Consider the following 14,996-nt stretch of genomic DNA (forward strand, 5'->3'; position numbering starts at 1 on the left):
AATCAGGCCGCGATGATGTCGACCTGGCGCATCAACCGCTCCACCAGCTGGCTGCCGTCGCCGCCCTCGCTCTGCAGCCGGTGCCCGGCTACTGAAGGAAGCACGGCCTGGATATCTTCCGGCAGCAGGTGACCGCGGCCGTGGATCAGGGCCCAGGCGCGGGCCGCGTGCAGCAGTGCCAGGGCGCCGCGGGGCGACAGGCCGATGGCGCACTCGGGGCTCTGGCGGGTGTGCAGCACCAGCCGCTCGAGATAGTCGAGCAGGCTCTCGGAGGCCTTTACCTGTCCGACCAGGTTTTGCATTTTTTTCAGTGTGGCCACGTCGATACGCGGCTTCAGCTGCTGCAGCTGCGCCCGCGGATCTGCGCCGAGAAACAGCGCCCGCTCTGCCTCGCGGGTCGGGTAGCCGAGGCTGATCCGCATCAGGAAGCGGTCCAGCTGGGACTCCGGCAGCGCGAAGGTGCCGGACTGCTGCAGCGGGTTCTGGGTGGCGATGACAAAGAAAGGCTCCGGCAGTGGCCGGGTTTCGCCGTCCACGCTCACCTGGCGCTCTTCCATCGCCTCAAGCAGCGCGCTCTGTGTCTTGGGCGAGGAGCGGTTGATCTCGTCCGCCAGCAGCAGCTGGCTGAACACGGGCCCTTCGTGGAAGCGGAACTGGCCGGAGTCGCGCTCGAAGATGGACACGCCGAGGATATCCGCCGGCAGCATATCGCTGGTGAACTGCACCCGCTTGTAGGACAGGCCGAGCACCTGTGCCAGCGCGTGGGCCAGGGTGGTCTTGCCCATGCCGGGCAGGTCCTCGATCAGCAGGTGCCCGCGGGCCAGCAGGCAGGACAGCGCCAGCTTGACCTGGTGATCCTTGCCCAACAAAACCTTGCCGATATCGGCGACGATGGCGGAAATCATTTTTTGCACGGCGAATCCATTACTGCTCGGTTTTTCTGATGTGGAAACATCAATTCAACAGATATTTCCGCGGCGGCCCCGGGGGGCCTTCGCATCGAATTGTCGTTGTAGGAGCGGCGGGGCGGCCATCCGCCGGTGGCCGCGATCGATGTTCAATAGAAACAGATAATCCGATCGCGGCCAACGGCCGCTCCTACAGGGCGCAGTCGTCATCGAAACGACAGTGCCAATAGTTAATCATTAATCATAGGTGTTTGGTCAACAAGCTCTGCCCCCGCCGTCACAAACAACGCCACTCACAACTGCGACAGGCCCCGCAGCAGATCTCTTTGCAGATCCTCCACACTCTCCAGCCCCACCGAGATACGAATCAGGTTTTCGCTGATGCCGGCGCGGGCCTTGTCCTCCTCGCTGAGGCGGCCGTGGGTGGTGGTGGCCGGGTGCACTATGGTGCTCTTGGCGTCGCCGAGGTTGGCGGTGCAGGACAGGATTCTGCAGCTGTCGATCACCTTCCACGCCGCTTCGCGACCGCCGCGCACACTAAAGCTGAGTACGCCGCCGAACATCGTCTGCTGCTTGGCCGCCAGCAGGTGACCGGGGTGCTTGGGCAGGCCGGTGTAGTTGACCTTCTCCACCGCGTCCTGTTCGTCCAGCCACCAGGCCAGTGCCAGGGCATTGCGGCAGTGGGCCTGCATGCGCAGGTTCAGGGTCTCCAGTCCCTTGAGGAAGACCCAGGCGTTGAACGGACTCATGCTGGGACCGGCGGTGCGCAGGAACACCACCAGCTCGTCCATGATTTCCTTCTTGCCGACGGCAACGCCGCCGACACAGCGCCCCTGACCGTCGAGATATTTGGTGGCGGAGTGCACGACTATGTCGGCGCCCAGTGCCAGCGGGCGCTGCAGCGCCGGGGTGCAGAAACAGTTGTCGACTACCAGCAGCGCGCCGGCGCTGTGGGCCAGCTCCGCGAGTGCGGCGATGTCGGCCACTTCACACAGCGGGTTGGACGGCGTCTCCATGAACAGCAATTTGGTGGATCCGTCGACGGCACCCTTCCAGGCGTCCATATCGGTGAGATCCACGTAGCTCACCCGCACGCCGAATTTTTCCATATAGCGGCCGAACAGTGCGGTAGTGGTGCCGAACACGCTGCGCGAGCAGATGACGCGGTCGCCGCTTTTCAGCAGCGCCATGCACAGGCTGAGGATCGCGGCCATGCCGCTGGCGGTGGCCACCGCCGCTTCGCCGCCCTCGAGCGCCGCGATGCGCTGCTCGAACATGCGCACGGTCGGGTTGGTATAGCGGGAATAGACGTTGCCCTGGCTCTCGCCGGAAAAGCGCGCCGCGGCTTCGGCGGCGGAGGGGAATACGTAGCTGGACGTGAGGAACAGCGCCTCGGAGTGTTCGCCTTCCGGTGAACGACTCTGCCCTGCGCGCACGGCGAGGGTGTCCAGTGAATAGCCGTCGTCTTCGAACATAAACCGTCCCGGGTTTCTGTTGTTGCGGAGCCGGCTATGTTAACCGAAATGGCGGGTTGTGGCGCCCTCTTCCGCTGGCGGAGGGGGCGCCGCAAGCCTGGTGGCTTACAGGGAACCCTGGTTGCCCTTGCCCTGTTTGGCCGCATCGTTGCGCGCGGCGTGCAGCTCTTCCAGATACTGTTCATCCACGTCGCCGGTGACGTAGTTACCGTCGAACACCGAGCAGTCGAACTGCTTGATGGCTTCGTTGCCCTCGGCGGAGCTGGCCACCAGGTCTTCCAGGTCCTGGTAGATCAACCAGTCGGCGCCGATCTCCCTGCACACTTCCTCGGTGGTGCGATCGTGGGCCACCAGCTCGGTGGCGGACGGCATATCGATACCGTAGACATTCGGGAATTTCACCGCCGGCGCCGCCGAGGCGAAATACACTTTCGCCGCGCCGGCTTCGCGGGCCATCTGGATGATCTGCTTGCAGGTGGTGCCGCGCACGATGGAGTCGTCCACCAGCAGCACATTCTTGCCGCGGAATTCCAGCTCGATGGCGTTCAGCTTCTGGCGCACGGATTTCTTGCGCTGCTTCTGGCCGGGCATGATGAAAGTGCGGCCGATATAGCGGTTCTTCACCATACCTTCACGGAATTTCACGCCCAGGCGGTAGGCCACTGTCTGGCCGGCGGTGCGGGCGGAATCCGGGATCGGAATCACCACATCGATGTCGTGATCCGGGCGCTCGCGCAGAATCTTGTCCGCCAGGTGTTCGCCCTGGCGCAGGCGCGCCTTGTGTACGGAGACACCGTCCATGATGGAGTCGGGGCGCGCGAAATAGACATGCTCGAAGATACAGGGATTCAGCGACGGGTTTTCCGCACACTGCTCCGCGTGCACGGTGCCGTCCAGTTCGATATAGATCGCCTCCCCCGGTGCCACGTCGCGCACCAGGGTGTAGCCCAGCACATCCAGCGCCACCGACTCGGACGCCACCATATACTCGGTGCCCTTGTCGGTTTCGCGCTTGCCGTAGACCAGCGGGCGGATGCCGTGGGGATCGCGGAAGGCGACGACGCCGTAGCCGACGATCAGCGCCACACACGCATAGCCGCCGCGCACGCGCTGGTGCACCGCGCGCATGGCGGTGAAGATGTCCTCGGCCTTCGGCTGCAGCTTGTGCTGCTTGTGCAATTCGTGGGCGAAGACGTTCAGCAGCACTTCGGAATCGGAGTCGGTATTGATGTGGCGCAGGTCCTGCTGGAAGATCTCTTCCGCCACTTCCTGCACATTGGTCAGGTTGCCATTGTGGGCCATGGCGATGCCGTAGGGCGAGTTGACATAGAAGGGCTGGGCCAGCGCCGGGCCGGAGCTGCCGGCGGTCGGATAGCGCACGTGGCCGATGCCGAAGTTACCCTTGAGGCGCTCCATGTGGCGCGCGCGGAACACATCGCGCACCAAACCATTGGCCTTCTGCTGGTTCAGGCGGTCATCGTCACAGGTGACGATCCCGGCGGCGTCCTGTCCGCGGTGCTGCAACAGGGTGAGCGCGTCGTACAACTGCAGATTGACGTCACTCTTACCGACGATACCGACAATACCACACATAGTCTTGGCCCTACTGGTCGATGGGGGGCGACGCCGCCGCCCGTTAAAACAATTCTACAAAAAAGCCCTTGATGGCCGCGGCCAGGTCCCGCGCACTGTCCTCGAATGTGAGGAAATGCGGAATCAGTGCCGACTCCTGCCACCAGCTGTCCTCTTCCACCGGCACCAGCGCCGGCGCCAGTATCAATAGCGCCATCACGACAATCGCACCGCGCAGCAGGCCGAACACCATGCCCAATACCCGGTCGGTACCGGAGAGGCCGGTCGCTTCGACGAAGGCAGACAGGGTCATGTTCAGGCCGGCGCCGGCCAGCAGCGTGAAGAGAAACAGGATGGCGAAGGCGGCAATGGCCTGCAGCGACGGGGTATCCACCAGGCTGGAAAGCAGCGGGGCCAGCTGGTCGCGGAACATCATCGCGATCACGAAGGCGGCGACCCAGGTGAGCAGGGACAGGGTTTCGCGCACGAAGCCGCGACTGAGACCGATCAGCGTGGAAATGGCCACGATTGCCAGAATGGTCCAGTCAGCCCAGTTCATTCAACCCTACCTGCGTGGCGGCTGCCGCCGCGAAGAGCGCGCATTCTAACTGAACCGCTCCAGCGCGTGAAGCTGTACGCAAATCCGTTCGAAATTAGGAAGCGGAATGTTCGAAATGACCGGTTGCCGGGCTGCGAAGATCGGCCTCAGGCCTTGAATTGCAACACCAGGGTCTGGGCCTTGAGCAGCTGATCCAGCTCCTGCTTGACCGCCAGGGCATCCGCCTTGCTGGTCTTGGGCCCGACGAAGACGCGCACGAAGCGCCCCTTGCCGGTGGTGACAGAGCGGGTGTACGCCTTGTAGCCCTCGTCCATCAGGCGGTTGCGCAGCTTTTCCGCATGCGACTCCTCGCGGTAGGAGGCCACCTGCACCACCCAGGCAACCGGCAGGCCCTGGGCGTCGAGAACCGGGGCAGAATCTTTTTCCGGAGTTTGCCCTTTAGCAGCGCTATCGGACTGCTCGGCCGCGGAATTCACAGCGACATCAGGTTTTTCCGCATTGGCATTGGAAGCCTGTTCCACCACCTCGGGCTGGAAGGCCTCATCCGGCGCGGGTGCCGGCGCCACCCCGGCGACAGGCTCCGGCGCCGCTATCTCGATCGGCTGGATATCCGGCGCGGGCGGGATCTGACTGGTCACATCGATATAGCGCGCCCCTTCGCGATCGAACAGGGTCGGCAGGAAAATGACTGCGAGCGCGACCAGCACCAGCGCACCGACGATGCGCTGCTTGAAGCCGTCATTCAGTCGCCCGCCGCGAGGCGGTTTATGATCGCGACTCGCCATCACTCTCTTCTCGAATTCGCTGTAAAACTTCCGCAACAGTAAAGAAGGATCCGAAGACAAGCAACCTGTCTTGCGGTCCGCTGGTCAGCAACAGCTGCTCCAGGCCGTCGACGACAGCCGGGCAGCGGCTTTCGACCCGCGCATCCGGCACCCCCGCCGCCCTGAGGCCGGCCAGCAGCGCCTCGCAACCGGCCGCGCGCGGGTTGCCGGGCAGCAGCGCCGGGCGCCAGGAATCCACCCGCTGGCGCAGCGGCGCGAACAGCCCCGGCAGGTCCTTGTCCGCCATGGCCGCCACCAGCGCCAAGGTCCGGCCGGACACCGGATTGGCGCCCAGCCAGCGCGCCAGGTAGTCCGCCGCCGCCGGGTTGTGCCCGACGTCCAGCAGCAGGTCGCGGTCGCGCCAGCGGATCTGCTGGCAGCGCCCCGCCAGCCTGATGCCGGCCAGCGCCTCATCCAGGCCCTGCGCCGGCAGCGCCTCCAGCACCGCCAGGGCAGTAATGGCGGCGGCAATACTCGGGCGCGGCAGGCTGATTGGCGGTATCGCCACTTCGAGCTCGCCGAAGCGGTAGCGGTCGCCGCCGGCGCTGCGCGCCACGGAAAAATCGCGGCCGATATAGTAACTGGGACCGCCGAGACCGGTGGCCGCCGACACCACGGACAGCGGCGGCTCCGGATCGGCACAAACGAAGGGGCTGCCCGGGCGCAGTATGCCGGCCTTCTCGCGGCCGATCACCTCGCGGTCCCGGCCCAGCCAGGCTTCGTGATCGATGGCCACGCTGGTGATGACCGCCAGGTCCGCATCCACCAGGTTGACCGCGTCCAGGCGCCCGCCCAGGCCCACCTCCAGCAGTGCGTATTCGACACCGGCCTCCCGGAACAGCCACAGGGCCGCCAGCGTGGTGAATTCAAAATAGGTCAGGCTGGTCTGGCCGCGCACCGCTTCGACGGCTTCGAAAGCCCGGATCAGGTCCGCATCGGCCACCTCGGCGCCGTCGATGCGCACCCGCTCGTTGAAGCGCAGCAGGTGCGGCGAGCTGTAGGCGCCCACAGAGTGGCCGCCGGCGCAGAGGAGCGCTTCCATGGTGGCAACGCAGGATCCCTTGCCGTTGGTACCGGCCACGCTGATGACCCTGGGCGCAGGCTTTTCCACGCCCAGCGCGCGCGCGACTTCGGCCACGCGCTTGAGGCCCAGTTCGATTTCGGTGGGGTGCAGTTTTTCCAGGCGGGTGAGCCAGGTTTGCAGTGAGGTCATAGTTTGAATTGTCACATCCACATGTAGGAGCGGCCGTTGGCCGCGATCAATATATCCGGATCAATAGACATCGATCGCGGCCAACGGCCGCTCCTACAAAGGAATTTGCCCGGGTCAGCCGCCGCCCAGCTTGCCCAGCAGGCGGGAAACCGTCGAGCGCATCTCGGCGCGCGGGATGATCATATCGATGGCGCCGTGCTCCAGCAGGAACTCACTGCGCTGGAAGCCCTTGGGCAGCTTCTGGCGAATGGTCTGCTCGATGATGTTCGGTCCGGCGAAACCGGCGCGGGCGCCCGGCTCGGCCGCGTTGATATCGCCGAGCAGCGCCAGCGATGCGGACACGCCGCCGTAGACCGGGTCGGTCATGATGGAGATGTAGGGCACTCCCGCCATCTTCATTTTTTCCAGCACCGCCGACGTCTTAGCCATCTGCATCAGCGAGATCAGGGCCTCCTGCATGCGCGCGCCGCCGGTGGCGGAGAAGCACACCAGCGGAATCCGCTCTTCCAGTGCGCGCTGGGCGGCGCGGGTGAAGCGCTCGCCCACCACATAACCCATGGAACCGCCGTGGAAGGCGAACTCGAAGGCGACCGCGACCAGCGGCCTGCCCTCCAGGGTGCCCTGCATCGCGATCAGCGCATCTTTCTCGCCGGTCGCCTTCTGCGCCTGGGTCAGGCGGTCCTTGTATTTTTTCACGTCCTTGAACTTCAGGCGGTCCACCGGTTCCACGTCGGTGCCCAGCTCCTCCCGGCCGTCCTCGTCGAGGAAAATGTCGAGGCGGCGGCGCGCGCCTATGCGCAAGTGGTGGTCGCACTTCGGGCACACATCCAGGTTGCGCTCCAGTTCCGGGCGGTACAGCATGGCGTCGCACTTGACGCACTTCTTCCAGACGCCTTCGGGAACCTTGCTGACGCCGGCGCGGCGCTCGGTGCGGATGACCGCGGGAACAATTTTTTCTAACCAGCTCATCTCGTTTCCAAATCCCGATGCTTTACAGGGGGCGGGGCCCCGATGCTATTTATCGACCAGTACATTGTACTGACCGACAAGTATTAGGCTGCGAATTAAAACACTTAGCAAAACAACAGACCCGGCCAGATCAGCCGCTAATTTCGGCTTTCTGGCCAGCTCGGCGCAGGGTGCGCCACGCGCACCGAATTCCAATTCCGGACAACATCGGTGCGCAAGGCGCACCCTACCGGTCCAGCGCCGAGCGGATTTCACCGACCAGCGCTGCGACGCGCTCCCTGGCCGCCGCCGCGTCCGGCGCCTCGCCGATGGCGGACACCAGCACGCTGCCCACCACGGCGCCGTCGCCGTGCTCGCTGACCGCGCGGGCGGAGGTGCCGTCCTTGATGCCGAAGCCGACGCACAGCGGCAGATCGGTATAACGGCGGATGCGCGCCAGATTGTCACGCACCGACGCCAGGTCCAGGTGGCCAGCGCCGGTGACCCCTTTCAGGGACACATAATAGACAAAGCCGCTGGCCAGGCGCGTGATCGCGGCAATGCGCTCCTCGCTGGTGGTGGGCGTCAGCAGGAAGATATTGCGCAGATCGCGCTCCGCGAGCAGCTGGTTCAGCGGCCCGGCCTCCTCCGCCGGCAGGTCCACAGTCAGCGCGCCGTCGACGCCGGCTTCGCGCGCGGCGTCGGCAAACTGCTCCGCCCCCATCTTCTCGATCGGATTGGCGTAGCCCATCAGGATCACCGGCGTTTCCGCATCCCGCTGGCGGAATTCCTGTACCAGCGCCAGGCACTTGCGCAGTGAGGCCCGGTTGGCCAGTGCCCGCTCGTGGCCCTTCTGGATGACTGGCCCCTCGGCCATCGGATCGGAAAAAGGCACACCCAGTTCGATCAGGTCGGCCCCGCTGGCCACCAGCTGGTGCATCAGCGGCACGGTGTTTTCCAGGCCGCCATCGCCGGCAACGATATAGGTCACCAGGGCCTTGCGGCCCTCGCCGCGCAGTCTGGCGAAGCGGCGGTCGATTCTGTTTTGTTGTTCTTGATTAAGTGTCACTCGCTCAATCCCTAAATCCATTGTGGGAGCCTGCCCTGCAGGCGAATACCCGGCCGAGGTTGATCGCCTGCAGGGCAGGCTCCCACAGGTCTAAACCTTGATGCCGTCGATGGCGGCCACGGTGAAAATATCCTTGTCGCCGCGTCCGGACAGGTTCACGACGATGTTCTGCTCAGGCTTCATGGTGGCAGCCAGCTTAAGGGCAAAGGCCACCGCGTGGCTGGACTCCAGTGCCGGAATTATGCCCTCGCTGCGGGTCAGGGTGCGGAAGGCGTTCAGTGCCTCCTCGTCGTCCGCAGTGACGTATTCGACGCGGCCGATATCCTTCAGCCAGGCGTGTTCCGGGCCGACGCCCGGGTAGTCGAGGCCGGCGGAGACGGAATGGGTCTCGATGATCTGGCCGTCCTCGTCCTCCATCAGGTAGGTGCGGTTGCCGTGCAGTATGCCCGGCACGCCGTCGTTCAGCGGCGCCGCGTGCCGGCCAGTCGCCAGACCCTCACCGCCGGCCTCGACGCCGTACATCTTGACGCCACTGTCGTTCAGGAACGGGTGAAACAGGCCGATCGCGTTGGAGCCGCCGCCGACACAGGCCACCAGTGCGTCCGGCAACTGGCCGAACTCCTCGAGGCTCTGGCGCTTGGCCTCGCGGCCGATCACCGAATTGAAGTCGCGCACCAGCTGCGGATAGGGATGCGGCCCGGCGACGGTGCCGATGATGTAGAAGGTGTCGTCGACGTTGGTGACCCAGTCGCGCATGGCTTCGTTCATCGCGTCTTTTAAGGTCTTGGAGCCGGACTCCACCGGGATCACCTCGGCGCCGAGCAGCTTCATGCGGTAGACGTTCGGCGACTGGCGCTTGACGTCTTCGGCCCCCATGTACACGGCGCACTTCAGCCCCAGGCGCGCGGCGACAGTGGCGGTGGCGACACCGTGCTGGCCGGCGCCGGTCTCGGCGATCACGCGGCTCTTGCCGCTGTGCTTCGCCAGCAGCGCCTGTCCGACGGTGTTGTTCACCTTGTGCGCGCCCGTGTGGTTCAGGTCCTCGCGCTTCAGCCAGATGCGTGCGCCGCCGGCCTGCGCGGTCAGCCGCTCGGCCAGGTACAGCGGCGAAGGGCGGCCCACGTAGTGCGCCAGGTCGTAATCGAAGGCGGCGAGGAACTCGGGATCGTCTTTCAGGCGCGCATACATCGCCTGCAACTCGTCCAGCGCGCTGATCAGCGTCTCCGACACAAAGCGGCCGCCGTAGGGGCCGAAGTGTCCGCTGGCATCCGGGTAGGCGGAAAAATCTATCGCGCTCTCTTGCGCACCGTCTCGCGCACTCTGATCACTCACTTGCACACTCCATCGATTACAGAAACAGATTTACCGGCACCTTTTATGGGCCTTTCGCCGCGCGAATAAAGTCGACAATCTTTTGCGGATCCTTCTTGCCCGGCGACAGTTCGACACCGCCGCTGACATCGACCGCCTGAGGACGCGCGGCGGCAATCGCCCGGGCCACATTGTCCGGCGTCAGGCCTCCGGCCAGCACGATCGAGCGGCCGCTGTGCTGCGGCACCCGCTGCCAGTCGAAGGTCTCGCCGGTACCGCCGGGCACACCGGGGCGGTATGCGTCCAGCAGAAAACCCCGCGCGCGCGGGTGCCCTGCCATGGCCCCGAGCACATCCAGGCCGTCTTTCATCCGCAGCGCCCTGATATAGGGGCGCCGGAACTGCTCGCAGTAGTCGGCATCCTCGTCGCCGTGAAACTGCAGCAGGTTCAGGGGCACTCGCGCGAGTATCTCCCGCACTGCTTCCGCGGCGGCGTTGACAAACAGACCGGTCAGGGTGACGAAGGGCGGCACTGCCGCGGCGATGGCGGCTGCGCGCGCTGCATCGACAAAGCGCGGACTGGCCGCGTAGAACACCAGACCCAGCGCATCGGCACCGGCGGCGACCGCGGCTGTTGCGTCTTCGATAGTGGTGATGCCGCAGATTTTTACTTGCATCGCGCTTTCTGTTTACAGCCCGACCGGCGGTTCAAAAATGAGGGAGTCCGCGATACTAGCAGATCGGCGCTGGGCGCGAAATGCGCTGCGGGCGAAAGCCCTCGCAGGAGCGGCCGTTGGCCGCGATCGATCTGTGGAAGTTTCGCCGCACTCATCGCGACCATGGGCGGATGGCCGCCCCGCCGCTCCTACAAAGCGATTTGGTCAGCCGGCGAGGCCGCCCAGCGGCAGCGGCACCAGTAACGGGCCCGGCTCCGGCTGCGGCAATTGAAACTCCTCCGGGTACTGCACATCCACCAGATAGAGCCCGTAGGGCGGCGCCGTGACACCGCCGGCGCTGCGATCGCGGCTTTCCAGCACCTGCCGGACCCACTGCGGCGGTCGCTCACCGCGGCCCACGGCCATCAGTACGCCGGTGATATTGCGCACCATGTGGTGCAGGAAGGCATTGGCACTCACCTCCAGCACAATCAGCTGCCCGACCCGGGCGATTTCCAGCCGGGTGATTTCCCGCACCGGGCTCTTGGCCTGGCACTGAGTGGCGCGGAAGCTGGTGAAGTCGTGGCGGCCGAGCAGGTGCCGGGCACCCTCGCGCATGGCCTCCAGCGCCAGCGGGTGCTGGGTCCAGGTCACCTCTGCGGCGGCCTGCGCCGAACGGGTGGGCGCGCTGTGGATCAGGTAGCGGTAGCTGCGCGCGCGCGCGGAAAAGCGCGCGTGGAACTGCGCCGGCACCTCCCGCGCCCAGCGCACGCGCACTTCGTCGGGCAACTGGGTATTGACGCCCTGCACCCAGGCGCGCAGCGGCCGCACGGCGCCGGTATCGAAGTGGATCACCTGATTGGTGGCGTGCACGCCGGCGTCGGTGCGACCGGCGCACACCAGCGACAGCGGTTCGGCAGCGATACTGGACAGGGCCTGCTCCAGATAGGCCTGCACCGTCTGTGCGGCCGACTTCTGTTTCTGGAAACCGTGCAGGCGCGCACCGCAGTACTCGATACCCAGTGCGATACGGCGCAGGCCCTCGGGCAGCTGCTCGCCGGGGGGAACTTCGCCGTTGGGTTTGTAGATATATTCGCGTTGCATGGCAATTATTTAGCATCAGTGGCGGGCCTGCGGCCCGCGATGCCGAGCTGGAGCTCGGCGTTCCCGGGGGCGGCTGCGCCGCCTGGCGGAGCTGGAGCCGTCGGCGCTCTGGCTTGATGGCTCCGCGGCCCCGGGCCCCGACATAAAAAAACCCCGCAGCCAGTGCGAGGTTTTTTCGGGCGCGGAGCGGGCTTTTACGCGATGCGCTCCAGCATTTCCACGGCGCGCGCCTTGTGCTCGCCGGTGCCCTCTTGCACCACCTCGTTGAGAATATCCCTGGCGCCGTCCCGGTCACCCATGTCCAGGTAGGCCTGCGCCAGTTCCAGCTTGGTGCTGATTTCGTCGCTGCCGTCCAGCAGGTTCAGCTCGGAATCCAGATCACTCTCCAGATTGAAGCTCAGGTCGCCGAAGTCCGCCTCACTGTCGTCCGCTGCGGACGACGGCTGCGCCGCCTCAACCACTTGGCGCTCGGGCTCACCGGCAGCGGTGATGTCACCATCCAGCGACAATGCTTCCCCGACAGACAAATCACCGGCGATATCGTCGAGATCGATGGAATCGAGGTCCAGGCCGCCATCCAGCTCATCGCCGATCGCATCCAGATCGTCGTCGGCAATCTCATCCAGCGACAGCTCGGCAGATTCGGCCGCAACTGCCGGGGCGTCGGTGCCAGCGCCCACCACAGTCTCTTGCGCCTCGAACTGCAGCTCACCATCGTCCTCCATCGGCGACAGGTCCAGGTCGAAGTCGAGACCGCCGAGATCCTCAGAACTATCCAGACTGTCCAGACCGTCCAGCTCGGCAGTGGCACCGCCGGAATCTGCACTGTCGAGCCCGGCGCGCTCGGGCACCGGAGTTTCGTATTCTATCGGGCCCAGTTCCCGCGCACCTTCGCCGTCGTCGAAGCCGCTTTCCGAACCCAGCTCCAGATCGCCCAGATCCAGGTCGTCGAGACTGAATTCCTCCCCGCTACCCGGCTGTTCTGCGGTTGCCTCACCGCCAAAGTCGGTATCGAGATCCAGATCCAGCGAAAACTCGTCCTCTTCGGATTTCGCGCCGGCACTGCCGCTGTCGCCGGACAGGTCCATGGTCAGGTCGTCCAGCAGAGAGGTGTCACTCTCCAGCTCATCGCCGAAGTCGGCGCCTGTAGTAGCGCCGAAACCAGTGTCGCTCTCGAAACTGTCACCGCCGAAACTGTCACCCTCGAAACTGGCGCTTTCGGAACTGTCGCTGTCGAAATTGCCGCCAGCAAAATCGTCCTCAAACGACGCGCTGATATCGTCGAGCTGCGCGGCTTCCAGCGACTCGCTGGAGAAATCCATCGCCGGCGCCTCGAAGGATCCGGCACCGGCAATGCTCTCGCGCAGGCGCGCGGCGCGGTCAGCGGCGGGGCCGTCGCTGATACTGAGCAACAGGCGGTAATGCTCATCGAACTTGGCGAGATTCTGCTGGTGCGCGTACACCTCCAGCAGCATCAGGCGCGCGTCGACGTTCTGGCCGTCCGCCGCCAGGCCCTGCAACAGCTTGCTTTCCGCCTCGTTGTACTGGCCGAGGGAAAGGTGAATCTCCGCTTCGGACACCGGGTCGTCGGTGCCTACATCGTCCAGCTCACCCAGGTCGAAGCTGTCATCGCCCGGCATGGCGTCCAGCGCGGCCAGGTCTTCGCCCTGCTCACCGAGCTCCGGCGCTTCCGCCAGCTCGCGTTCGGCGAGCATCTCGCGCTCGACCTGCAGCATGGCCTCCTCTTCTTCCTTGCGGCGGCGCCAGGTGAAGAATCCGAACAGACCTACCAGCAGCACGCCCGCACCCACGCCGATCAGCTGCATGTTTTCCATCAGCCGCTCCACGAGGGTCGGCTCGGACTTGGTCTGCACTGCCACGACGCGGTTGCGGCTCTCGTCCTGTGCCGCTTCGCTTTCTGCCGCCGCAGCCGGCTCGGTAGCGCCGGCATCGGCGGGCTCGTCCGCAGTTTCCGACGCGGCTTCCGCCGCTTCGGTCGGGTTCACCGACGGCTCGGTCTGTTCCGCCGCCGCTTGCACGGCAGCCATCTCTTCATTGGAGACCTCTACCAGGCGCTCCATGGTATCGATCTGCTCGTCCAGCTCGGAGATACGTTCCTGCAGCTCTTCGTTTTCCAGGCGCGACTTGTCCAGTTCCTCCTCGGCAACAGTCAGATCGCCGGCCAGCGCCTCGCTGTCTTCGGCGCCGCTGCCGGACCCGGACAGCACGGCTTCGTTGTCGCCCGGCGCCGCCAGGCTCACGCGACCCTCGACGGTCTCGCCGACAGTGGAATCTTCGGTAACCGCACGGGCATCCAGCGGCGCACCGGTGGCCGCGTCGCCGCCGACACGCTCGCGCCAGGATTCGTTCTGCGTGGCCACTTCGGAAATGGCCTGGGTCTGGGTGACTGCGCGCACATCATCGGCATTGGGCAGGCGCAATACGGCCCCCCGCTTCAGCAGATTGATGTTGTTATTGATAAACGCCTCCGGATTGAGGCGCTGAATGGCCAGCATGGTCTGCTGCACGGAGAATTCGCGGCTGGCGCGGTTTTCCAGCGCGATTTCCCACAGGGTCTGATTGGCGGAAACGGGGCCGTAAACACGGCTGCCCTCGCCCGCCGGCATCTGCGTATCCGCGGCTTGCGGTTCCACGGGTTCTGGCGCGGATTGTCGCTGCGCAGAGGGCTGCTCACGCACTTCGGGCTGTTGCGGTTCGGAAACCGGTGCCGGCTCCGCCGGGCGGACTGCCGGCCGCTGGACCGGCCTCTGCACCGGAGCATCCCGACGCACCTGCTGGCGCTCGCGCTCGGCGGCGCGCACCGGCTGCTGTGCCGTGCTGGTCGAGAAGGCGGGCAGATCCATCAGCAGGGTGTATTCCCGCAGCAGACGGCCACTGGGCCAGCGGGTTTCCACCAGGAAATTCAGGAAGGGTTCGCGAATCGGTTCGCGGCTGGATACGCGGATCACCGGCTGGCCGCCGGAGTAGTCCACATCGAAGCGCAACTCGCTGAGCAGATAGGACCTTTCGACGCCGGCCCGCTCAAAATCCTCTGGGCTCGCGAGACGTATCTTGATCTCGTTGTCGCCGAGGCCGCGAGTTTGCAGCAGATCGATTTCTGCATTGAGAGGCTGATTGAGCGTGGAGTTCAGTTTGATCTCACCCAGCCCGAGCGCCAGAGCCGCGTTGCCACCCAGTGCGCTGACCAGACCAACCGCAAGTGCCAGCTTTCGCACACGCATATCCGATTCCCTTTATTGTTAGAATCATCGGGCTTTCCGCCGAGCGCGTCTTGCCGCAAAACGCACGGACGAAACCCCCATCACTGTACAGTAAACGTTCAGCCGAGCGACTACCG

12 protein-coding genes are annotated in these 14,996 nt (G+C 65.1%); all 12 read right to left on the reverse strand.

The window, feature by feature from the left end; genetic code table 11:
• Positions 1 to 2: 2 nt before the first annotated feature.
• Positions 3 to 914 carry an AAA family ATPase gene (locus RRF64_RS05990; protein WP_422732609.1) on the reverse strand — a complete coding sequence of 304 codons (912 nt, stop codon included), beginning with the start codon at positions 912 to 914 and terminating at the stop codon, positions 3 to 5.
• 287 nt (positions 915 to 1,201) lie between these two features.
• Positions 1,202 to 2,383, reverse strand: a complete 1,182-nt coding sequence (locus RRF64_RS05995) for an O-succinylhomoserine sulfhydrylase (protein ID WP_323844914.1) — start codon at positions 2,381 to 2,383, stop codon at positions 1,202 to 1,204.
• 105 nt (positions 2,384 to 2,488) lie between these two features.
• Positions 2,489 to 3,976 (reverse strand): amidophosphoribosyltransferase, encoded by a 1,488-nt coding sequence (gene purF, locus RRF64_RS06000; protein WP_323844915.1) that lies wholly within the window; start codon positions 3,974 to 3,976, stop codon positions 2,489 to 2,491.
• A 43-nt stretch (positions 3,977 to 4,019) separates the two neighbouring features.
• A complete protein-coding gene (locus RRF64_RS06005; RefSeq protein WP_323844916.1) occupies positions 4,020 to 4,514 on the reverse strand; it encodes a CvpA family protein in 495 nt (164 codons plus the stop codon).
• Positions 4,515 to 4,660: 146 nt separating this feature from the next.
• Positions 4,661 to 5,299, reverse strand: a complete 639-nt coding sequence (locus RRF64_RS06010) for an SPOR domain-containing protein (protein ID WP_323844917.1) — start codon at positions 5,297 to 5,299, stop codon at positions 4,661 to 4,663.
• A complete protein-coding gene (gene folC / locus RRF64_RS06015; RefSeq protein WP_323844918.1) occupies positions 5,280 to 6,551 on the reverse strand; it encodes a bifunctional tetrahydrofolate synthase/dihydrofolate synthase in 1,272 nt (423 codons plus the stop codon). Before folC ends, RRF64_RS06010 begins: the two co-directional genes overlap by 20 nt.
• 114 nt (positions 6,552 to 6,665) lie before the next feature.
• Positions 6,666 to 7,520 carry an acetyl-CoA carboxylase, carboxyltransferase subunit beta gene (gene accD / locus RRF64_RS06020; RefSeq protein WP_323844919.1) on the reverse strand — a complete coding sequence of 285 codons (855 nt, stop codon included), beginning with the start codon at positions 7,518 to 7,520 and terminating at the stop codon, positions 6,666 to 6,668.
• A gap of 226 nt (positions 7,521 to 7,746) precedes the next feature.
• Positions 7,747 to 8,568 carry a tryptophan synthase subunit alpha gene (gene trpA / locus RRF64_RS06025; protein WP_323844920.1) on the reverse strand — a complete coding sequence of 274 codons (822 nt, stop codon included), beginning with the start codon at positions 8,566 to 8,568 and terminating at the stop codon, positions 7,747 to 7,749.
• Positions 8,569 to 8,658: 90 nt separating this feature from the next.
• The gene (gene trpB / locus RRF64_RS06030; protein ID WP_323844921.1) at positions 8,659 to 9,900 is read right to left on the reverse strand and encodes a tryptophan synthase subunit beta; all 1,242 of its coding nucleotides are present in this window, start codon (positions 9,898 to 9,900) and stop codon (positions 8,659 to 8,661) included.
• Between the two features lie 43 nt (positions 9,901 to 9,943).
• A complete protein-coding gene (locus RRF64_RS06035; RefSeq protein WP_323844922.1) occupies positions 9,944 to 10,555 on the reverse strand; it encodes a phosphoribosylanthranilate isomerase in 612 nt (203 codons plus the stop codon).
• 204 nt (positions 10,556 to 10,759) lie between these two features.
• The gene (gene truA, locus RRF64_RS06040) at positions 10,760 to 11,638 is read right to left on the reverse strand and encodes a tRNA pseudouridine(38-40) synthase TruA (protein WP_323844923.1); all 879 of its coding nucleotides are present in this window, start codon (positions 11,636 to 11,638) and stop codon (positions 10,760 to 10,762) included.
• Positions 11,639 to 11,832: 194 nt separating this feature from the next.
• Entirely contained in the window at positions 11,833 to 14,880 is a 3,048-nt protein-coding gene (locus RRF64_RS06045; protein WP_323844924.1) for a FimV/HubP family polar landmark protein, read from the reverse strand.
• Between the last annotated feature and the right edge of the window lie 116 nt (positions 14,881 to 14,996).

Source organism: Microbulbifer magnicolonia, from assembly GCF_035117725.1.
In the GTDB taxonomy this organism is placed as follows: domain Bacteria; phylum Pseudomonadota; class Gammaproteobacteria; order Pseudomonadales; family Cellvibrionaceae; genus Microbulbifer; species Microbulbifer magnicolonia.

What these genes read in the sequence shown, in the direction of transcription:
- purF (WP_323844915.1), bottom strand. Translation starts at nt 3,976, where the DNA reads ATGTGTGGTATTGTCGGTATCGTCGGTAAGAGTGACGTCAATCTGCAG.
- RRF64_RS06045 (WP_323844924.1), bottom strand. Translation starts at nt 14,880, where the DNA reads ATGCGTGTGCGAAAGCTGGCACTTGCGGTTGGTCTGGTCAGCGCACTG.
- RRF64_RS06010 (WP_323844917.1), bottom strand. Translation starts at nt 5,299, where the DNA reads ATGGCGAGTCGCGATCATAAACCGCCTCGCGGCGGGCGACTGAATGAC.
- RRF64_RS06005 (WP_323844916.1), bottom strand. Translation starts at nt 4,514, where the DNA reads ATGAACTGGGCTGACTGGACCATTCTGGCAATCGTGGCCATTTCCACG.
- RRF64_RS05995 (WP_323844914.1), bottom strand. Translation starts at nt 2,383, where the DNA reads ATGTTCGAAGACGACGGCTATTCACTGGACACCCTCGCCGTGCGCGCA.
- folC (WP_323844918.1), bottom strand. Translation starts at nt 6,551, where the DNA reads ATGACCTCACTGCAAACCTGGCTCACCCGCCTGGAAAAACTGCACCCC.
- accD (WP_323844919.1), bottom strand. Translation starts at nt 7,520, where the DNA reads ATGAGCTGGTTAGAAAAAATTGTTCCCGCGGTCATCCGCACCGAGCGC.
- truA (WP_323844923.1), bottom strand. Translation starts at nt 11,638, where the DNA reads ATGCAACGCGAATATATCTACAAACCCAACGGCGAAGTTCCCCCCGGC.
- RRF64_RS06035 (WP_323844922.1), bottom strand. Translation starts at nt 10,555, where the DNA reads ATGCAAGTAAAAATCTGCGGCATCACCACTATCGAAGACGCAACAGCC.